The sequence below is a fragment of the Arthrobacter sp. 05L44 genome (assembly GCF_056397605.1).
In genome coordinates this window covers 740665-759374 of the sequence record NZ_JBFTNS010000002.1, presented here as the reverse complement: position 1 = coordinate 759374, position 18710 = coordinate 740665, and the positions used below count along the sequence as shown (strand labels likewise).

Here is an 18710-nt window from a genome sequence, read left to right as displayed (position 1 = left end):
TCTTCCATGAACTGTCAGTCGGGCATTAACGTGGGACACGAGGACCTCCGAGCGCGAAGTGTGTGAATTAGACAGCTCCACTTAGCCCGGAGGTCCTCCTCGTTTTCAAGCCCTAAGTGTCAACAACGTCCCGGCCCAGTACACCTAGGCGTGCGTGGGACGCTTCGCGGAGTACATTTCCTCGATGACGCTCTCGAAGTCCTTCATCACCTGGGCGCGCTTGACCTTCATGGAGGGCGTCAGGTGCCCGGACGCCTCGGTGAAGTCGGAGGGCACAATCCGGAATGACTTGATGGCCTCCGCCTGCGACACGGACTGGTTCGCGTGGTTGATGAGCTCCTGGACGGCGGCCTTGACGGCGGGGTGGGCGGTAGCCTCGGCCAGGGTGGTCGACGCCGGGAGGCCGTGGCGCTGCAGCCAGCCCGGGAGGGCCTCCTCGTCGAGAGTTACGAGGGCGCCGATGAACGGGCGGTTATCGCCCACCACGAGCACCTGCGAGACCAGCGCGTCGGCGCGGATCTGGTCCTCGAGCAGGGCCGGGACCACGTTCTTGCCGCCGGCAGTGACGATGATTTCCTTCTTGCGCCCGGTGATGGTCAGGAAGCCCTGTTCGTCGAGCTGGCCGATGTCGCCGGTGCGGAACCAGCCGTCCACAAAGGCTTCGGCGGACAGGTCCTCGCGGTTGAAGTAGCCGCGCATCACGCAGACGCCCTTGGCCAGGATTTCCCCGTCCTCGGCAATCCTGACGGCGTTCCCCGGGATCGGCGCGCCGACGGTACCGATCTTGATCAGCGACGGCGTGTTGACGGTGACGGGGGCGGTGGTTTCGGTCAGGCCGTAGCCCTCGAGGATCTGCAGCCCGATGCCCTGGAAGAAGTGGCCGAGGCGCTCCCCGAGCGGTCCGCCGCCGGATACGGCGTGGGCCACGTGGCCGCCCATCGCATCGCGGAGTTTGCCGTAAACGAGCTTGTCGAAGAGGGAGTGCTTGAGCCCCAGCACCAGGCCCACCTTGCCGGCCTGCCGGGCCTTGGACCAGGCGATGGCGGTCTCAGCTGCCCGGTGGAAGATGGCGCCCTTGCCGCCGTCCTCGGCTTTGGTCATGGCGGAGTTGTAGACCTTCTCGAAGACCCGGGGGACCGCAAGGATAAAGGTCGGTTTGTAGCTCTGCAGGTCCGGCAGCAGGTTCTTGATGTCCGGGGTGTGCGCGACCGTCACGCCGGCGGCCACCGCCAGCACCGAGATGAAGCGCGCGAAAACATGGGCCAGGGGCAGGAACATGATGGTCCTGGCCTGCTCATTGACCGTCTGGCCGAGCGAGGTGGCCAGCACGTTGTCGGAGAGTTCCACGAAGTTGCCGTGCGTCAGTTCGCAGCCCTTGGGCCGGCCGGTGGTCCCGGAGGTGTAGATAATCGTCGCGAGATCCTGCAGGGACGCCTGGCTGCGCCGGGCTTCGAGTTCCGCGTCGGTAATGGCCGAGCCGGCGGCGCGGACCTCGTCGAGGGCGTCCCCCTCAAGCTGCCAGACGTGCCGCAGCCCGGTCAGGCCCTCGGACGTGGCGGCCTGCCGGATGATGTCCTCGTGGTGGGCCGATTCGCCAAACGCGGCGACGGCACCGGAGTCACCCAGGTTCCAGGCCACCTGCGACGGGGAGGATGTTTCGTAGATCGGAACCGAGACGGCGCCGGCAAACCAGATGGCAAAGTCCACCAGGGACCACTCGTAGCGGGTGCGGGACATAATGCCCACCCGGTCGCCGGCACCCACGCCGCTGGCCATCAGGCCCTTGGCGAGCAGGGAGACATCGGCCAGGAACTCGGTGGCCCGGATGTCCTGCCACTGGCCCGCGGCGTCGAGCCGGGAGAACAGGGCGGGGTTGGACGCCTTGGCAGCCTGGCGCAGGACCAGGTCCGTCACGTTTGTTTCCGGGGGGACGGTGACCAGGGGCGGGACACTGATTTCTCGCACGATAGCTCCTTTGATATCCATTGACCCGCTAGGGGGTACGACTAACAGTAGTATGCGGGCCCCGAGGGGTGTGTCCCACTTCACCTACTGGCCAGTAACTTTACGGTCAAGGCCTCCGGACCGCCACTCGGCGGCGTCCCCGGACCCCGGCCGTGACCGGGTGGACGGGCCCTAGAATAGGGAACGATGCATACTCCAACACCGGCCCAGCAGCCCCGACCGCAGCGCAGGACCGCCGCCTGGCAGCACAGGAACCAGCGCTTCGCCGGCACGCCGGAGGCAGGACCGTTCCGCGGGCATCTCCGGCTCGGCCGCAAGGGCCTCGCCATCGGCATCGACATCGGCGGAACCAAGGTGGCGGCCGGGGTGGTGGACGCCGAGGGACGCATCCTGAGCCAGGCCAAGCGGTCCACGCCGGGCAGCGACCCGCGCGCCGTCGAACAGGTCATCGTTGATCTTGTGGCGGAGCTGGGCCAGGGGCACCGGATCGGATCGGTTGGCATCGGAGCGGCCGGCTGGATGGATCTCGACGGCGCCACCGTGCTCTTCAGCCCCCACCTGGCCTGGCGCAACGAACCCCTCCGGGAGAACCTGCAGCGGCTGCTGCGCCGTCCCGTGCTGCTGACCAACGACGCCGATGCCGCAGGCTGGGCCGAGTGGCGCTTTGGGGCCGGACGCGGCGAGAGCCGGCTGGTGTGCATCACCCTTGGCACCGGGATCGGTGGCGCCATGGTGATGGACGGCCGGCTGGAACGGGGACGCTTTGGGGTGGCCGGGGAATTCGGCCACCAGATCATCATGCCCGGCGGGCACCGGTGCGAATGCGGCAACCGGGGCTGCTGGGAACAATACGCATCCGGCAACGCCCTGGGCCGGGAGGCCCGGGAACTGGCCGCGGCGAACTCTCCGGTGGCGCAGGAACTGCTGAAAGCCGTGGACGGCAACCCGGCACTCATCACCGGGGTCATTGTCACCGAACTGGCCAAGGCCGGGGATCCCACGGCGCGGGAGCTGCTCGATGATGTGGGGGAATGGCTGGGCCTTGGCCTGGCGAACCTGGCGGCCTCCCTGGACCCGGGCACCTTCGTCATCGGCGGCGGACTCTGCGACGCGGGCGAGCTGCTGGTGGCCCCCGCCCGGCGCGCGTTCGCGCGGAACCTGACCGGCCGCGGCTTCCGCCCCGCGGCAAGGATAGAACTGGCGGCCCTGGGCCCCAACGCCGGACTGATCGGCGCCGCGGACCTCTCCAGGGTCAGCAGCCGGATGCGCAACTAGGCGCCCTGCCGCGGACCCCACGGCATGCGGCTGTGTGCAGGACCGGCTAGACCCGCGCCCCGTCGTCGTGATCGTCCTTTTCCTGCGGCAGCTTCATGATCAGGAAAACCACCGACGCCGCGAAGGCCACCACCATGCCCACCACGGCCAGCAGCGGCGCGGACCGCCAGAACATGGCGGACAGCAGCAGGGCGATCGGGCCGCCCACCGCGCCGAGCCATGCGAGCACCGTCAGCGGGTCGGCTCCGGCCAGGCTCGGCGGTTCTTCCGGAACGAACGCGCCGTCGTCGTCATCCGGCTCATAGTCGCGCGGGCCGGAGAGGGACCCGCGGTCCGCCCCCGCTTCGTCGGCGCCAGCGGGGGAGTCCGGCCGGCCGGACACCGGTTCTGCCGGCGGGACGGCCAGGCCCAGCGGATCGAAGTCCCGGAAGGTCCGGGCCGCAGGAGCTCCGGGACCTTGCGGGTCCAGCGTCCCATGCGCTCCGGCACCGGAATCCGTTGCCTCCAGACGGGCCACCAGGTCGAGCCAGACGGCGTCGTCCTGGTTGGCGCTGGAGTCCTGGGAATCCGGATCGGGTCTAGTCATCTGCCGTTTCTTTCTGGCTGGCGCTGGGGGCGCCGGGGGTGTGTCCCTCCACAACCGACCGGATGAACTCGGCCGTGCCGCGGAAGATCTGGGGCGCGTCGTTGTCCATGGTAGCCACGTGGTAGCTGTTCTCCAGCGGGATGATCTCCAGCGCGGCGTTGCCCAGTCCGCGGCGCAGCGCGGCGATGCTCGCGTCGGATACCACGTGGTCCACGGTGGAACGGTAGACCCGGACCGGGGCGGTGATGCGGGGGAGCAGCCGCACGGTGTCCTTGAACATTTTGTTCAACTCGTGCGCGGCCGCCACCGGGGTCCGCGGGTAGGCCCCTTCATCGACGCCTGCCATCAGGATGTCATTGGCGATGGCCGGGGTGCTCTTGAGGACAAACTTGAGGATTCCGGCCAGCGGAGCCCGGGGATCGTCAATGACCAGCCCGGGGTTCACCAGCACGGCACCGGCAACCGGGCGCGTGGCGGCCAGCCGCAGTGCCAGGGCGCCGCCCATCGAAAGGCCCGCGACCACCACGTGGTCGCACTCCGCGGCCAGTTCCTGGTAGGCGGCGTCAATCCCGGCATGCCAGTCCTGCCAGCGGGTCCGGGCAAGTTCCTGCCAGCTGGTGCCGTGCCCGGGCAGCAACGGCATCCGGACCGCGTACCCCGCTGCGGCCAGCGACTCCGCCCACGCCCGGACGCCGTGCGGGCTGCCCGTGAAGCCGTGGGAGACCACCACGCCGGTCCGGGGGCCGGAACCCGTGAACGGGCTGCTGAACGGCGAGTGGTCGGGGGCTGTGCTCATGGCTGCTCCGTCAGTTGGGGCTGGGTGGGTGCGGTGGGGGCGCCCGGCGCGGCGGCGTGCGCCTGGAAGAAGCTGGCGGACAGTTCAAAGATCGTGGGGGCATCGACGTCGAGGGTGGCAACGTGGCCGCTGGCCGGCAGCGGGACCACGGTCAGATCCCGTGAGCCGAGGCGCTGCCGGAGCAGCGCCAGCGAGGACGGCGGCACCACGGCATCGACGTCGGACTTGAACACCAGGGTGGGGGCGTCGACGGCGGGCAGCTCGCGCAGCGTTGCGGTGAAGAGCTTGCGTAACTGGTGGACGGCCGCCAGGGGCGTCAGGGAGTAGTCGCCATCCTGGGTGCTCGCTGCCGTCGACTCCGTTTCCTGGAGCGGGACGGTGGTGCGCTGGAGGTACTTGAGCAGCCCGATGTACCGTACCCGGCGGTCGTAGAAGCTCAGTCCCGGATTGACGACGGCGGCCCCGGCGACCCGGTGCCGTGCCGCGGTGCGCAGGGCGATGGTCCCACCCATGGACAGCCCGGCCACGAAACAGGAGCGGGTGCCGGCGGCCAGGTCAAGGTACGCGGCCTCGAAAGCGCCGTACCAGTCCTGCCAGCCGTGCCGGGCGAGGTCGCGCCAGTCGGTTCCATGTCCGGGGAGCAGCGGGACAGAGACCGCGAAGCCCTGTGCGGCGAGGTGCTCGGCCCAGGGCAGCACACTCAGGGGGCTGCCCGTGAAGCCGTGGCAGATCGCCACGCCGGTGGCCGCGTTGGCGCCGTGGCCGGGGTAGGTGAAAGCGGCAGGCGTCATCGGAGTGCTGCTTTCGCTCATGTGCCCATCGTGTCACTGTTCGCGACAAAACTCACTAGAGTAGGGTGTCATTGAAGTCCCGGCCGGTCCCGCAGAAGGGCCGGCCAGACGCCTGCCGGAGAGGTCCACCACGTGTTTTATTGGTTCATGAAGACGTTCGTCCTTGGGCCGGTCCTGAAGCTGTTGTTCCGGCCGTGGGTGAAGGGCCTGGACAACGTTCCGGCCCAGGGCGCCGCGATCCTGGCCTCCAACCACCTCTCCTTTTCCGACTCCATTTTTATGCCGCTGATGGTGCCCCGGCCCGTGGTGTTCCTGGCCAAGTCCGAGTACTTCACGGGCAAGGGCGTTAAAGGCAAACTGACGGCTGCGTTCTTTCGCTTGACCAACCAGCTGCCTATGGACCGGTCCGGCGGTGCGGCCTCCGCACGGTCCCTGGACGCCGGCATGGACGTGCTGAAGAACGGCTCGCTCCTAGGCATCTACCCCGAGGGAACGCGCAGCCCGGACGCCCGCCTGTACCGCGGAAAAGTCGGGGTGGCCCGGCTCGCGCTGCAGGCCCGGGTTCCGGTGATTCCGGTCGCGATGATCGGCACCGACAAGGTCCAGCCCATCGGCAAACGCGTGCCGAACATCCGGCGGATCGGGATGATCTTTGGCGAGCCCCTCGACTTCAGCCGCTACTACGGCATGGAGGACGACCGGCTGATCCAGCGGTCGGTCACTGACGAAATCATGTACGAACTCATGCGGCTCTCCGGCCAGGAATACGTGGACGAGTACGCCGCCGTCGTCAAACTGCGGCTGGCCGGAAAGACCGGCGGGGCGCCGGAAGCCGGTCCCGCGCAGGAAGCGGATGCACCCGAAGCGCCCGAAGGCCCCGGGGCGCCCGGGACTGCGTAACGGACTGCGTAACTGGACTGCGTAACTGGACTGCGTAACTGGACTGCGTAACTGGGCTGTGTGACTGGGCTGTGTGACGGATGCCCGGCAGTCAATGACGGCGGGCGGGCCGTTCGGGGCCGGGACAACTATCCTTAGAGGGTGACTGAGCTATCTGCACCCTCGACGTCCCTGCACAACTCCCAGCCGGCTGCCAGTGCCCTGACGGGCTCGCCCTTCACCAGCACGGCATTCACCAGCACGGCCCAGAGCGGCGCCGCCAACTATCCGGGGCTGGACAACTGGCGGGAGCTGCCCGCCTCGCAGCAGCCCACTTGGTCCGATCCTGACGTCTTTGGCGCCTCGGTCAAGGAACTCTCCGTGCTGCCGCCGCTGGTCTTCGCCGGCGAGGTGGACATTCTTCGTGAACGGCTCGCCGCGGCCGCGCAGGGCAAGGCGTTCCTGCTGCAGGGCGGTGATTGCGCGGAGACCTTTGAGGCCGCCACGGCTGACAAGATCAGTGCCCGGGTCAAGACCATCCTGCAGATGGCGGTGGTCCTGACCTACGGTGCCGCGATGCCCGTGATCAAGATGGGCCGCATGGCTGGCCAGTTCGCCAAGCCGCGGTCCTCGAACGATGAAACGCGCGACGGCGTCACACTGCCGGCGTACCGCGGCGACATCGTCAACGGCTATGACTTCACCCCGGAGTCCCGCGCCCACGACGCCAGCCGGATGCTCAAGGCGTACCACACGTCCGCGTCCACCCTGAACCTGATCCGGGCGTTCACCCAGGGCGGTTTCGCGGACCTGCGGCTGGTGCACCAGTGGAACAAGGGATTCACCGAGAACCCGGCGCACGCCCGTTACGAGTCGCTGGCCCGCGACATTGATCGGGCCATCAAATTCATGTCCTCCTGCGGCGCGGATTTTGAGGCGCTCAAGCGGGTGGAGTTCTACGCCAGCCACGAGGCCCTGCTGCTGGACTATGAGCGTGCCCTGACCCGGATCGACTCGCGGACCGGCCTGCCGTACGACACGTCGGCGCACTTCCTCTGGATCGGGGAGCGGACCCGCGAACTGGACCACGCCCACGTCGACTTCCTCTCCCGCGTCCGCAACCCGATCGGCGTAAAACTGGGCCCGTCGACCACCGGTGATGATGCGCTCCGCCTTATCGAAAAGCTCGACCCGAACCGGGAACCGGGCCGATTGACGTTCATTACGCGGATGGGCGCCGGCAATATCCGCGAGAAGCTGCCCGCCATCGTCGAGCGCGTCACCGATTCGGGCGCCCAGGTCCTCTGGGTCACGGACCCGATGCACGGCAACACGGTGACCTCGCCCAACGGTTACAAGACCCGGAACTTCGACGACGTCATCGATGAGGTCCGAGGGTTCTTCGAAGTCCACCACGGCCTGGGCACCGTGCCCGGTGGCCTGCACGTGGAAATGACCGGCGACGACGTGGCCGAGTGCCTCGGCGGTGCCGACCCGATCGACCAGGACGCGTTCCTGGACCGCTACGAGTCGGTCTGCGACCCGCGCCTGAACCACATGCAGTCCCTGGAGATGGCGTTCCTGGTGGCCGGCGCCCTGTCTAAGCGCTGATCCCGTCCAAGCGCTGAGCCCGGCTGGCACCACGCTCAGAGACAACTCCGCCCCGGGCTGGTTTCAGCCGGGGCGGAGCTTTTTCTGCCGGTGAAGGCGTCCGGCGGGGTAGCCGGCCTGCCGGCTCAGACCACCGTCAGGGTGATCGTCGACCCCTCGGGCACGCGGGTGTCCACGGGGTCCTGGGCGCGGACCGTGCCGAAGAACCCGCCGAGGATGTTGTTGATCTCAACCTTGAAGCCGAGCCGCTCCAACGCGTCCCGGGCTTCGGTGGCCTGCTTCCCGATGAAGCTCGGAACCTCCACGAACTTGGGGCCCTTGGAAACTGTCAGCGTCACCGAGCCGCCCTTGGTGAGGTTTCCGTTCGCCGGATCCTGGCCGGCCACGGCGCCCTTGGGCACGTCCCGGCTGAAGACCGGCTCCGGCGCGACGACGGCCTTGAGTCCCGCGGCTTCCACAGCCGCCACCGCGGCGTCCTGGTCCTTGCCCCGCACATCGGGCACCGGAATGGGCCGCGGCCCCTTGGACACCGTTAGCGCCACCGGCGTCCCGTGCTTGGCGGGCGTGCCTTTGGCGGGCTTTTGGGCCAGCACCGTTCCGGCCGCTGCGGTTTCGTCGAAGCTCTCGGTCACTGGGCCAAGCGACATCCCGGCACCATTCAGGGCCGTTTTCGCCGCGTCGAGCGGTTTGCCGGTCAGCTGCGGCAGGGGGAAGAGTTCGGGGCCTTTGGAAACGTTCAGGGAAATGGTCTGAAACTTCCTGACCACCTCTCCGGCCTGCGGTTCGGAGCCCACCACCAGCCCCGCGGACACGGTGTCGTCAAAGACATCCCGGGTGGTCGAATCGAATCCCGCGGTGCGGAGCAACTGCTGAGCCTCGGCCACGGTTTTATTGGCCAACTGGGGGATCGTTCCCGGGGATCCGGGGCCCATCCCGAAGAACCAGCCGGCGCCGGCGGCAAGGATGGCCACGAGGACCAGCACCAGGACCCAGGCAAGGCCCCGGCGGCGGGGGTTGCCCGCCCGCAGGCTGCGGCTGGGAGTGGCCGCAGCGCGCTGCCGGGCCTTCTCCTCGTCGCGGTCCTGTTTGCGCTGGGCCCGCTTGCTCGCCGGCACAGCCAGGTCCCCGGCAGCCTCCGCCGCTGAGGCACCAAACTCGTGCTCCTCCGGCGTGGCCAGCGGGCCGTAGGCTCCCGGCCGCTGCCGGCCCGAGAGGACGGTGGTGGGGTTGCTGCCGCGGCCGATGACCTCGGTCGGGTGCTGGATGCCGCCCAGGAACTCGGTGTGCGACTCTCCGGCTGCCGCTGGCAGCGGCGCTGCTGCGGGCGGACGCAGGTCCAGTTCGGCGTCCGTGAGGTTGGTGCGGATATGCCGGAGCTCGAAGAGGAGGGCGTTGCCGTCCACGGGACGCTTGTCGGGGTCGTTCGCCGTACACCACTGGACCAGCTCGCCGAGTTCGTCGGCCAGCCCGGGCACCAGGGCCGACGGCGGACCGACCGTGGAGTTCACGTGCTGGTAGGCCACCTGGATGGGGACCTCGCCGTCGAACGGCTGTTTGCCGGTGATCATCTCGTACAGCATGATTCCGAGGGAGTAGATGTCGCTGCGGGCGTCGGCCTGCCGCCCCATAACGAGCTCGGGGGAGAGGTAGGCGACGGTCCCGATCAGGGCGCCTGTGCTGGTGGACGTCGAGATCGCCCGGGCCAGGCCGAAGTCGCCGATCTTGATCCGGCCGTCGTCGGCAATAAGCACGTTTTCGGGCTTGACGTCGCGGTGGATCAGGCCGGCCGCGTGGGCAGCCCCGAGCCCTTCCACTACCGGGTCAATCAGCGCCAGGGCCAGGCGAGGAGTCAGTGCGCCCTTGTCCTTGAGGACGTCGCGCAGGGTGTGGCCCTTGATGTATTCCATCACCAGGTAGGCCAGCGGGCCGTCGTCGCCCTGGTCCAGCACACCCACCACGTGCGGGTGGGAGAGCCGGGCGGCGGCCTTGGCTTCGCGGCCCAGCCGGTCCAGGAACTGGGGGTCCCCGGCCATGTGCGGGTGCAGGACCTTGAGGGCCACGTCCCGCTCCAGCCGCTGGTCGGTCGCGAGGTAAACCGTCGACATTCCGCCACGGGCCAGCTTGGAGAGAATCAGGTACCGGTTGTCCACCAGGGTCCCGACGAGAGCGTCCGATGTGTATTCCTGCACCCTTTGATCCTAAGCTCTGCACGGAAACGGGTCCGGATTGACATGCAACCCGGACCCGTATCGTTACGCGCCGGGGGTCTCAGCCCCGCGCGATGCTGGCGGTTCTAGCTGAAGTTCTTCTGCAGCTTCCTAATCGAAGCCACGTAGGCCTTCGTGTCTTCGTACATGCCCTTGGTGTTGACCGAGTACTGACCCTGGTAGTAGCCGGCGATGGCGTAGTCCAGGTTCTTGCTGGTAGCCACCAGCTGGCGGATGATGGCGATGCCGGCGGTGGCGTTGTCGTACGGGTCCAGCAGGTTCAGCTTGCGGCCCACCAGCTCGGACGCCCACTGGCCGGAGGACGGGATAACCTGCATGGTGCCGATCGCATTCGCCGGGGAGACCGAGCGCTGGTTGAAGCCCGACTCCTGGTAGGCGAACGCCAGCGCGAGCGACGGGGTCACACCCATCCGGCGGGCCGTGTCGGAGACGATCTGCTGCATCTGCGCGCGGGTGGGCACCGGTGAGGCGTTGAGCAGGGCCTTGTTCTTGTTCGCTGAGCTGACCACCGCGTCCGGGTAGCTGAAGCCCAGGAACGAGCTCGGAACAAGCGGAGTCACCGTGGCCGGCGGCTGGCTCGAGGAGGGCTTTACGGCGGTGACTGTGCCGGCGCCCGGGATGACGAGTTTGTGGCCGGGGTAGATGATGCTGCTCATGGTCAACCGGTTCGCGGACAGCACGGCGGAGAGCTTCACGCCGTGCCGGGCTGCGATGCCGGAGAGGGTGTCGCCGGCTTTGATGGTGTAAGAGCCGGAAGCCGCCGGAGCCGCCGCGGGCTTGGGCGCCGCCGGGCGGGGGGCGGCGGGTGCGGCCACACCGGCGCCGATCTTGATCTTCTGGCCGGGGTAGATCACGGACCGCATGTTCAGCCCGTTCCGGCTGAGCACGTCGGAGAGCTTGACGCCGTGGCGGGCCGCGATTGCGCCCAGGGTGTCACCGGACTTGACTGTGTAGGTCGCGCCGCCGGCCTGGGCCGGTGCTGCCTTGGCGGGGGCGGCTTTCGCCGGGGCCGCCGTGGCGCTTGCTGAGCCGGAGAGCTTGATCCGCTGGCCCGGGTAGATCACGGTCTTGGGCTGCAGCTTGTTCAGCTTCAGGACAGCGTGGGTGTCCAGGCCGAACTTGTGGGCAATACCGCTGATCGTGTCTCCGCGGGCGATGGTGTACTGCGCCGGGGCGGCAACCTTCGCCGGGCGGAACGCCGTGGGAATGGTGGCCGGCACGGAACCCGCAGGGATCACGGCGGAGGGCTGGGATGCTGCAGCCACACCTTGGGCCTTCATGGCCGCTGCGAGAGTCGCCGGGATCGCGCGGGGCCGGGATTCGGCCGCGGCCGGCTGGGCGATCGCGAGGGAGGACAGCACGACGGCGGGAAGCGCCGCCGTCGTCGCCGCGATCAGCGGGAGGCCGGGCCTCGGGTTGGGCTTCGGCGAACGTGACGTCGTCATGGGAAAAAATCCTCTTTCTCAGCGGCGAACCCTGCAGCTCTGACCGGATGTTACTGGTGTTACCAGTGTGACTGGAGATACTGCAGTTACAAATGTGATCTAAGCGAATCTCTCACGAATTGCGAAATAGCACAAGAACTGTTTGACATTGTGCAACGACGGCCATTTGGTGTGTCGTCCCCGGCCGCGCGCCGGGCCGGGGGCGCCGGGAGCAAACGGAGTCCCGGCGTCGGGCATTAAGGTGCCTGTTTTCGTAGCCTTTATTAAGGTCAACGTTAAGAGGACCCGTACAGCGCACGCGGCTGACTAGGCGCAATCCTCTCCGGCATGGCAATCTTGATCCGTGAGTACTGTAGAAAGCCTTGTGGGCGAATGGCTGCCCCTGCCCGATGTAGCCCAGCAACTGGATGTCTCTATCACCAAGGTTCATGCATTGCTGGACGAACGTGCGCTGGCGGCCCTGCGGATCGGCGACCGCCGGATTCGCTCCGTGCCGGCAGCTTTTATCCAGGACGGCCACGCCGTGGAGAGCCTCAAGGGCACCATCGTGGTTCTTTCCGACGCGGGCTACTCGGATGAGGAACTCATTGTCTGGCTCTTTACTGCCGACGAATCCCTGCGCGGGCGTCCGATTGATGCCCTGCGTGAAGGACGAAAGACCGAAATCCGGCGCCGCGCGCAGACCATGGCCTGGTAGGCGCGGTCCCTGGGCCCATAACAAAGGCCGTGCTCAGCGTCTGGCGCTGTGCACGGCCTTTGCCGTATCCGGAGATTTGCGGGCGGACTAGGCCGTCCGGCTGACAGCGGCTTCGGCGAGCCTCCGGAGGGCCGTCTTGGGGAGTTCTTCCAGCGGCAGCAGGTCGAGGGCATCGAATGCGGCTGCGCCGAACTGTTCGATCAGGACCTCGGTGGCCTGCAGGGCACCGCACTCAATGATGATGCGGCGGATTTCCTCGACGTCGCCGGCCGTCAGGTCCGGGCTGCCCAGCTTGGCATCGATGAAGGCGGACTCTGCAGGGGCCGCCTGGTCCAGGGCGAAGGCGACCAGCACCGTCCGCTTGCCTTCGCGCAGGTCATCGCCGGCCGGCTTGCCGGTGGTGACAGGATCCCCGAAGACGCCCAGGACGTCGTCGCGAAGCTGGAACGCTTCGCCTAGGGGGAGGGCAAACGCCGAGTAGCCCCGCAGCAGCTCGTCCGATGCGCCCGCGAGGGCACCGCCCAGCGCCAGTGGGTGTTCGGTGGAATACTTCGCCGACTTGAAGCGGATAATCGACTGGGCGCGGCTGACAGCGCCGGCGCGGTCCCGGTGCGGGCCGGCGACCTCCTCAAGGATGTCGAGGTACTGGCCGGCCATAACCTCGGCGCGCATCAGGTCAAAGATGAGCCTGGCCCGGCTGCCGGACGCTGCCCGGTCGCCGATGGCCGTGAACGATTCCTCGCTGAAGGACAGGCACAGATCGCCGGTGAGAATGGCTGCGGCGTGGCCGAAGCGCTCCGGGTCCAGCGCCCAGCCCTGGCTCGCGTGCAGCTCGCTGAAACGGCGGTGCACACTGGGGCCGCCGCGGCGGGTGTCCGAGCGGTCGATGATGTCGTCGTGGATGAGCGCAGCTGCCTGGAACAGCTCCAGCGCCGAGCCCGCGGTGACCACCTCGCCGGCACCTGCCCCGCCGCCGGCTCCCCGCCAGCCCCAGTAGCACATGAGGGCCCGGAGGCGTTTGCCGCCGGTGACGAGGTTGGAGATCGATCCCATCAGCGGATCGATGTCCGTGGAAATGGAGGACATCAGGGTGGCACGTTCGGTCAGGAAATCGGTCAGCTTGCCGGCGACGGCCGCGACAAAGTCGGTCTGCTCAACCCGGAGTTGTTCGGCCAGGCTCACTTGACGGACTCAGCGGCGACGTTGGCGCCAATGGTGAAGGTCGAGACGCCGGCAGCCTCCACGACGGCGAGGTTCACGGTTTCGTTAGTTCCGCGCAGGTAATCCCTCGACGCCACCGAACCCACCGCGCCGCCCGGTACGGCCTTGAAGCCCAGGCCCGCGAGTTTCTTGCTATAGAAGGACACGACGTCGGCCGCGGGCTCGCTGATCTTGGCGACCAGTGCGACGGTCGCGGGGGCGCCGGTTTTGTCAAAGCTGCTGGATTCCACCTGGGCACCCGGCATCACCGGCAGCAGCTTCGTGGGGAAGCCGTCCACCAGCGCGCCGACGGTGGCGGAGGTGCCGGGTTCGGCGGACGGGCTGGGAGGGGCCGTCGTGGAGGATTCGGCGGTGGGTTGGGCCGCCGACGCCGACGCGGAGGAAGCCGCCGCCGTCGCCCCCGGACCCGGGGTGCACGCGGCCAGGGCCAGCAAAGCGCCGGCGGCCGCCACGGCCGCCACGGCGCGTCTGCGCTCTCCAATAACCTTCACGGGGACATTCCTCCTGGTGTTGACGCTGGATGCAGCCTCCAGTTTAGTCAGTCCCTGCGCATAGGATTGTTGCGTGGGGCCGGAGGAAGATCGACGTGGGGATAAAGGCAGTGCGGAACAAGCTGAAAGACGCAACGGCCGTCATGGCGGGCAGCCCGGCGTGAAGCCCTATAACGAGGCGGAGCTGGGCGAGCTGCGGCGCAGCAGCATCCTGCATGTGGACATGGACGCGTTCTTCGTCTCCGTTGAACTCCGCAGCCGTCCCCAGCTGAAGGGCCGGCCCGTGATCGTCGGATACCCCGCGGAGCGCTCGGTGGTGCTCTCGGCGTCGTACGAGGCCCGGAAGTTCGGCGTCAAGTCCGCCATGCCCATGGCGGTGGCGGCCCGGATGTGCCCGGCAGCCACCATCATCGAGCCCCGCCACAAGCTGTACTACGAAGTCTCGGGCCAGATCATGGCCATTTTCGGGTCGATCACCGACCTCGTGGAACCGCTTAGCGTCGACGAGGCCTTCCTCGACGTCGGCGGCGCCATCCGGCGGCTGGGACCGCCCAGGGAGATCGGCGAACTGATCCGCCGCAGGGTCGCGGGCGAACTGGGGATCACGGCCTCGGTGGGGATCGCCGCCAGCAAATTCGTTGCCAAGATTGCCTCAACCCGCTGCAAGCCGGACGGACTGCTGCTGATCGGCCCGGATGAGACGGTCCCGTACCTGCATACCCTGCCGGTCAATGCCCTCTGGGGCGTCGGGGCCAAAACAGTCGAGGTGCTCGCACGGATGGGGATCCGGACGGTTGCCGACGTCGCTGCCACGCCCCTGCCGTCGCTGCGGAAGATCCTGGGCGCCACGGGGGAGCACGTCTACCGGCTGTCGTGGGGAATCGACCCGCGGCCCGTGACACCGGTCCGGCTGGAGAAGAGCATCGGAGCGGAAGAAACCTTCGCCGTCGACACGGCGGACGAGGCCCTGCTGCACCGCGAGCTGCTCAGGCTCTCGCACCGCACGGCGGAGCGGCTCCGCAGCGCGGGAATGCACGCGCGCACGGTAGCCCTGAAGCTGCGCTATGCGGATTTCTCCACCATCACGCGCAGCCGGACCGTCAGCACGCCGATCGACAGCGCCCAGTTGCTTTACGGTGTGGCGGTTCAGCTCCTCGAGTCCATCGGGGAGCGGCCCATGACGGTGCGGCTCGTGGGCATCCGGGCCGAGCAACTTGAAGAGGCAGCCCAGGCGCCGCTGCAACTTAGCCTGGACCGCCGGGACGACAACTGGCGAACAGCCGAACAGGTGCTGGACAGGGTCACGCGGAAGTTCGGCAACAAGGCGGTGTTGCCGGCCCGCCTGCTGGATCCCGGTCCCGACGCGGGATGAGCCGCCGGCGTCTTTCAGAACAGGGCGCAACAATCTATCCTTAGAGATACATAGATTTCGAACGACTGGATCAAATGTTCGGGTTGCCGGCCATGCCAACTAAACACCTCACAGGGAACCGCGGAACCCCGTTTCACCAATGACGGTGGACAGGGAACCAACCGGCACTCCCGGTCGTTAGGGTTTAAGGGACAAGGGCCTCGTCAGTTCTGGACGTTGGCCGACTTAAGGAGGTCGTGATGCCGCTCTCGGAGCACGAACAGAAGTTGCTTGAGCAACTTGAGAAGCAGCTGCATGAGGACGATCCCAAGTTCGCCAGCTCGATGGGTTCTGATCCGGGTCGCTCCTGGTCCACCCGCCATCTGGTCATCGGAGTCCTCGGCGCCGTCGCGGGCATCCTGCTGCTGTTGCTGGGCGTTTCGCTGCAAAGCATCGTCGTGGGCGTGATTGGGTTCCTCGTGATGGGCGCAGGCGTCTACTTCGCGACCATGCGCAGCGCCGGCGGCAAGGCCAAGGCCGGTAACGGACGCAAGCCGGGCAAGCCGCGCAGTTCGTTTATGAGCAACCTCGAGGACCGCTGGGAGGAACGGCACCGCGGCGAGTCCTGACCCCCCGCGGCTAACCCCCTCCATTTGGCACCACCACCTCTTCCACCTGGAAAACCACGGACCCGCTTCGGCGGGTCCTTTTCCGTTTAACCCCCATCGACTGCTCCGTATCTGCCGTTTTGGGGGGCCAAAAGGGTACGTACGGAGCAATCGATCCCCGGGCGGCCTGGTTTCGGCTCCGTTGGCCGGGCTGGAGGCGGCCCCGAAGCCTAGTTGGAGGTGATATTCCCTCCACTGCGCCCCACTTTTCGCGCTTCCCTTTATTTATCAGGGGTGTTTCGCCGACAACACGCCCAAAATTGCGCTAAAAACACCGGAATGTCGTTGACGGGGGAGTGAAGTGGAGTAATGTGGAGGACGTAAGAGGGTAGTGGCAGCACAGGGGACGTTGGACTTCCTACAACAGACAGGCGGTGGGCCGTGTTTCTCGGCACTCATTCGCCACGTCTGGACGAAAAGGGTCGAATCATCCTCCCAGCGAAGTTCCGAGAGGAACTTGCCAGCGGCCTGGTTCTCACACGGGGCCAGGAACGCTGCATCTACGTCTTCAGTGAGGCGGAATTCGGCCGGGTTCACGAGCAGATGCGGGAGGCTCCAATCTCCTCCAAGCAAGCCCGTGACTACATCCGCGTTTTCCTCTCTGGAGCCTCCGACGAGGTACCTGACAAGCAGGGGCGCGTGACGATTCCGCCGGCGCTCCGGGAATACGCAGGTCTCGGCAGGGAACTGGCCGTTATTGGCGCCGGAACCCGCGCGGAGATCTGGGACGCCCAGGCTTGGAACGAGTACCTGGCCGAAAAGGAAACCGCCTTCTCGGAAACCGACGACGCCATCCCGGGAATTCTCTGAAGCCCCGGCGGCACCAGCAACACCACCGTTTCTTGCTCAAGATCTCCAGCCGCCCATCCGGCAGTTCACCTGGCTCACTTCCCCGGAGCCAGGCGGGCCGCAGGGTAGGCGCGGATGGGGATCTGGACCAAGAAGCGCAGCACCGCAGAGACCCCTCCAACGAAAGGACGCAGGCATGAGCGACGACTCCAACCAGGCGAAGCCCACGTCCGAACGCCATGTACCGGTCCTCAAGGACCGGTGCATCAATTTGTTGGCACCCGGATTCGAAGAGGCCCGCCGGCGCGGCGAAACGCCCATCGCAGTTGATGCCACGCTCGGGATGGGCGGCCACTCCGAGGCGATGCTGCAGCGCTTCCCGGACCTGCACCTGATCGGCATCGACCGTGACGAGGAAGCCCTCGCCCTGGCAGGGGAGCGGCTCAAGCCCTTCGCCGACCGGATCGACCTGGTCCACGCCGTCTACGACGAGATCCCCGAAGTCCTCGAAGACCTCGGCATCGCGGAAGCTCACGGCATCCTCATGGACCTCGGCGTCTCCTCGCTGCAGCTCGATGAACGGGACCGCGGCTTCGCCTACTCGTTCGACGCGCCGCTGGACATGCGGATGGATACCAGCCGCGGACAGACTGCGGCCGACGTCGTTAATAACTACAGCGAAGAGGAACTGGTCCGGATCATCCGAAAGTGGGGCGAGGAAAAGTTCGCCGGCCGGATCGCCAACCGGATCGTCGCCGCACGCGCCGATAAGCCGTTCAGCACCACCGGCGAACTGGTCGACACCATCCGGGCCGTCGTTCCCGCCGGCGCCGCGAAGACCGGCGGCCACCCGGCCAAACGGACCTTCCAGGCCCTCCGGATCGAGGTCAACGAGGAACTCGAGGTGCTCGAGCGGGCCATTCCGGCCGCCGTCGCCTCGATCGCCATGGGCGGCAGGGTGGTGGTCATGTCCTACCACTCGCTGGAAGACAAGATCGTCAAGGGCGTCTTCCAGGCCGGTTCCAAATCCTCCGCGCCCCTCGGCTTCCCGGTGGAGCTGGAGGAGCACAAGGCAGAACTGAAGACCCTCACCAAGGGCACCGAGGTGCCCACCGCAGCAGAAATCGCAGAAAACCCACGCGCCGCCTCCGCCAGGCTGCGGGCCGTGGAACGTATCAAAGCCAGGAGAGCCGCATGAGCACCGCCGCCGTCAACAGCTTCCCCGTTTCAACGGCTGCCACGGCCCGCGCGCTTCCGGACCTGACCCCGGGCGCGCCCGCCCGCAAGTCCCGGACGCCGCTCTCTGTCGTCCGGTCTGTCCCGCGCAAGCGCCGGGCGCCGTTCGTGGTGATGTGCTTCGGAATCCTGGCCCTCGCCCTGATGGCCGTGCTGGTCCTGAACATCTCGGTCTCCTCTGCCCAGTACCAGCTGGTGGAGCTGCGGGCCACGCAGTCCACGCTGACCAAGCAGAACCAGGACCTCACCCAGCAGGTGCAGAACTTTGACGCCCCGCAGAACCTGGCGGCCAAAGCCACCGAGCTCGGGATGGTGGCCTCCACGGTCAAGGGCCAAATCGACTTGTCGACCCTGGCCGTGTCCGGCAAGGCCAAGCCGGCCGCCAAGAGCGACGCCCCCGGCGCCGTCATCGCGGCCCCCGCCGTCGCCGGCCAGGTCAACGTGGTTCCCTCCGCCACGGAGAACGAACCGCTCCTGAACCTCAAACCCGCTGACACTGTGGCCAAGGCAGCGGCCAAGGTCGCAGCCAAGGTTCCGGCAGCCAAGATCCCCGCAGTCCAGGTCCCCGCCGTGCGGGTACCGGCCGTGGACCTCTACGGCGGCACCATTCCCGCTCCGGCCCAGAAGATCCCGGCTAAATAGCAGGCGGCACCAACCACCAGCAAGGCAAGAAGCAAGGAA

Annotated in this window: 17 protein-coding genes; 9 read left to right on the top strand and 8 right to left on the bottom strand. The window is 67.4% G+C overall.

All coding sequences use genetic code 11. The annotated features are described in order from the left end of the window. Window positions 1-144: 144 nt before the first annotated feature. Window positions 145-1965 (bottom strand): AMP-dependent synthetase/ligase, encoded by a 1821-nt coding sequence (locus tag AC1DHY_RS08705; RefSeq protein ID WP_476880004.1) that lies wholly within the window; start codon window positions 1963-1965, stop codon window positions 145-147. Window positions 1966-2151: 186 nt separating this feature from the next. Here AC1DHY_RS08705 and AC1DHY_RS08700 point away from each other — a divergent pair, with 186 nt between their 5' ends. Further along, window positions 2152-3240 carry an ROK family glucokinase gene (locus AC1DHY_RS08700; protein ID WP_476880003.1) on the top strand — a complete coding sequence of 363 codons (1089 nt, stop codon included), beginning with the start codon at window positions 2152-2154 and terminating at the stop codon, window positions 3238-3240. A gap of 46 nt (window positions 3241-3286) precedes the next feature. Here the strand turns inward: AC1DHY_RS08700 and AC1DHY_RS08695 are convergent, their stop codons facing one another. Genes AC1DHY_RS08695 through AC1DHY_RS08685 form a run of 3 tightly spaced genes read right to left on the bottom strand, consistent with a single transcriptional unit; the run spans window position 3287 to window position 5434 of the window. Next, a complete protein-coding gene (locus AC1DHY_RS08695; protein WP_476880002.1) occupies window positions 3287-3826 on the bottom strand; it encodes a hypothetical protein in 540 nt (179 codons plus the stop codon). Next, window positions 3819-4622, bottom strand: a complete 804-nt coding sequence (locus AC1DHY_RS08690; RefSeq protein ID WP_476880001.1) for an alpha/beta hydrolase — start codon at window positions 4620-4622, stop codon at window positions 3819-3821. The genes AC1DHY_RS08695 and AC1DHY_RS08690 overlap by 8 nt, the downstream gene beginning before the upstream one ends. Next, on the bottom strand, window positions 4619-5434 hold the full coding sequence (locus AC1DHY_RS08685) for an alpha/beta hydrolase (RefSeq protein WP_476880000.1): 816 nt from the start codon (window positions 5432-5434) through the stop codon (window positions 4619-4621). Before AC1DHY_RS08685 ends, AC1DHY_RS08690 begins: the two co-directional genes overlap by 4 nt. A 111-nt stretch (window positions 5435-5545) precedes the next feature. Here AC1DHY_RS08685 and AC1DHY_RS08680 point away from each other — a divergent pair, with 111 nt between their 5' ends. Together AC1DHY_RS08680 and AC1DHY_RS08675 are read left to right on the top strand one after the other, a co-directional pair. After that, window positions 5546-6313 (top strand): lysophospholipid acyltransferase family protein, encoded by a 768-nt coding sequence (locus AC1DHY_RS08680; RefSeq protein WP_476879999.1) that lies wholly within the window; start codon window positions 5546-5548, stop codon window positions 6311-6313. Window positions 6314-6514: 201 nt separating this feature from the next. After that, window positions 6515-7903: a class II 3-deoxy-7-phosphoheptulonate synthase gene (locus AC1DHY_RS08675; protein ID WP_476903489.1), complete on the top strand. Its 1389-nt coding sequence runs from the start codon at window positions 6515-6517 to the stop codon at window positions 7901-7903. A gap of 125 nt (window positions 7904-8028) precedes the next feature. Here AC1DHY_RS08675 and AC1DHY_RS08670 read toward each other — a convergent pair whose 3' ends face one another. Next, entirely contained in the window at window positions 8029-10092 is a 2064-nt protein-coding gene (locus tag AC1DHY_RS08670) for a Stk1 family PASTA domain-containing Ser/Thr kinase (protein ID WP_476880389.1), read from the bottom strand. 104 nt (window positions 10093-10196) lie between these two features. Further along, window positions 10197-11576: a lytic transglycosylase gene (locus AC1DHY_RS08665; RefSeq protein WP_476880388.1), complete on the bottom strand. Its 1380-nt coding sequence runs from the start codon at window positions 11574-11576 to the stop codon at window positions 10197-10199. Between the two features lie 343 nt (window positions 11577-11919). Between AC1DHY_RS08665 and AC1DHY_RS08660 the strand changes: the two genes are divergently transcribed. After that, on the top strand, window positions 11920-12273 hold the full coding sequence (locus AC1DHY_RS08660) for an Rv2175c family DNA-binding protein (RefSeq protein ID WP_476880641.1): 354 nt from the start codon (window positions 11920-11922) through the stop codon (window positions 12271-12273). An 87-nt stretch (window positions 12274-12360) separates the two neighbouring features. Here the strand turns inward: AC1DHY_RS08660 and AC1DHY_RS08655 are convergent, their stop codons facing one another. Together AC1DHY_RS08655 and AC1DHY_RS08650 are read right to left on the bottom strand one after the other, a co-directional pair. Next, complete coding sequence (locus AC1DHY_RS08655; protein ID WP_476880640.1) at window positions 12361-13455, bottom strand: polyprenyl synthetase family protein; 1095 nt, start codon at window positions 13453-13455, stop codon at window positions 12361-12363. Further along, a complete protein-coding gene (locus AC1DHY_RS08650; protein WP_476903474.1) occupies window positions 13452-13985 on the bottom strand; it encodes a hypothetical protein in 534 nt (177 codons plus the stop codon). Before AC1DHY_RS08650 ends, AC1DHY_RS08655 begins: the two co-directional genes overlap by 4 nt. A gap of 160 nt (window positions 13986-14145) precedes the next feature. On the opposite strand from AC1DHY_RS08650, the gene dinB reads away from it, so the two are divergent. From dinB to ftsL, 5 genes are all read left to right on the top strand, one after another. Beyond that, the gene (gene dinB, locus AC1DHY_RS08645) at window positions 14146-15357 is read left to right on the top strand and encodes a DNA polymerase IV (RefSeq protein WP_476880402.1); all 1212 of its coding nucleotides are present in this window, start codon (window positions 14146-14148) and stop codon (window positions 15355-15357) included. A 239-nt stretch (window positions 15358-15596) separates the two neighbouring features. After that, window positions 15597-15965, top strand: a complete 369-nt coding sequence (locus AC1DHY_RS08640) for a DUF3040 domain-containing protein (RefSeq protein ID WP_476903473.1) — start codon at window positions 15597-15599, stop codon at window positions 15963-15965. 420 nt (window positions 15966-16385) lie between these two features. Next, window positions 16386-16814, top strand: a complete 429-nt coding sequence (gene mraZ / locus AC1DHY_RS08635) for a division/cell wall cluster transcriptional repressor MraZ (RefSeq protein ID WP_138769645.1) — start codon at window positions 16386-16388, stop codon at window positions 16812-16814. A gap of 175 nt (window positions 16815-16989) precedes the next feature. Beyond that, window positions 16990-17991: a 16S rRNA (cytosine(1402)-N(4))-methyltransferase RsmH gene (gene rsmH / locus AC1DHY_RS08630; protein WP_476903472.1), complete on the top strand. Its 1002-nt coding sequence runs from the start codon at window positions 16990-16992 to the stop codon at window positions 17989-17991. Further along, window positions 17988-18671 (top strand): cell division protein FtsL, encoded by a 684-nt coding sequence (gene ftsL, locus AC1DHY_RS08625; RefSeq protein ID WP_476903471.1) that lies wholly within the window; start codon window positions 17988-17990, stop codon window positions 18669-18671. The genes rsmH and ftsL overlap by 4 nt, the downstream gene beginning before the upstream one ends. Window positions 18672-18710: the final 39 nt, after the last annotated feature.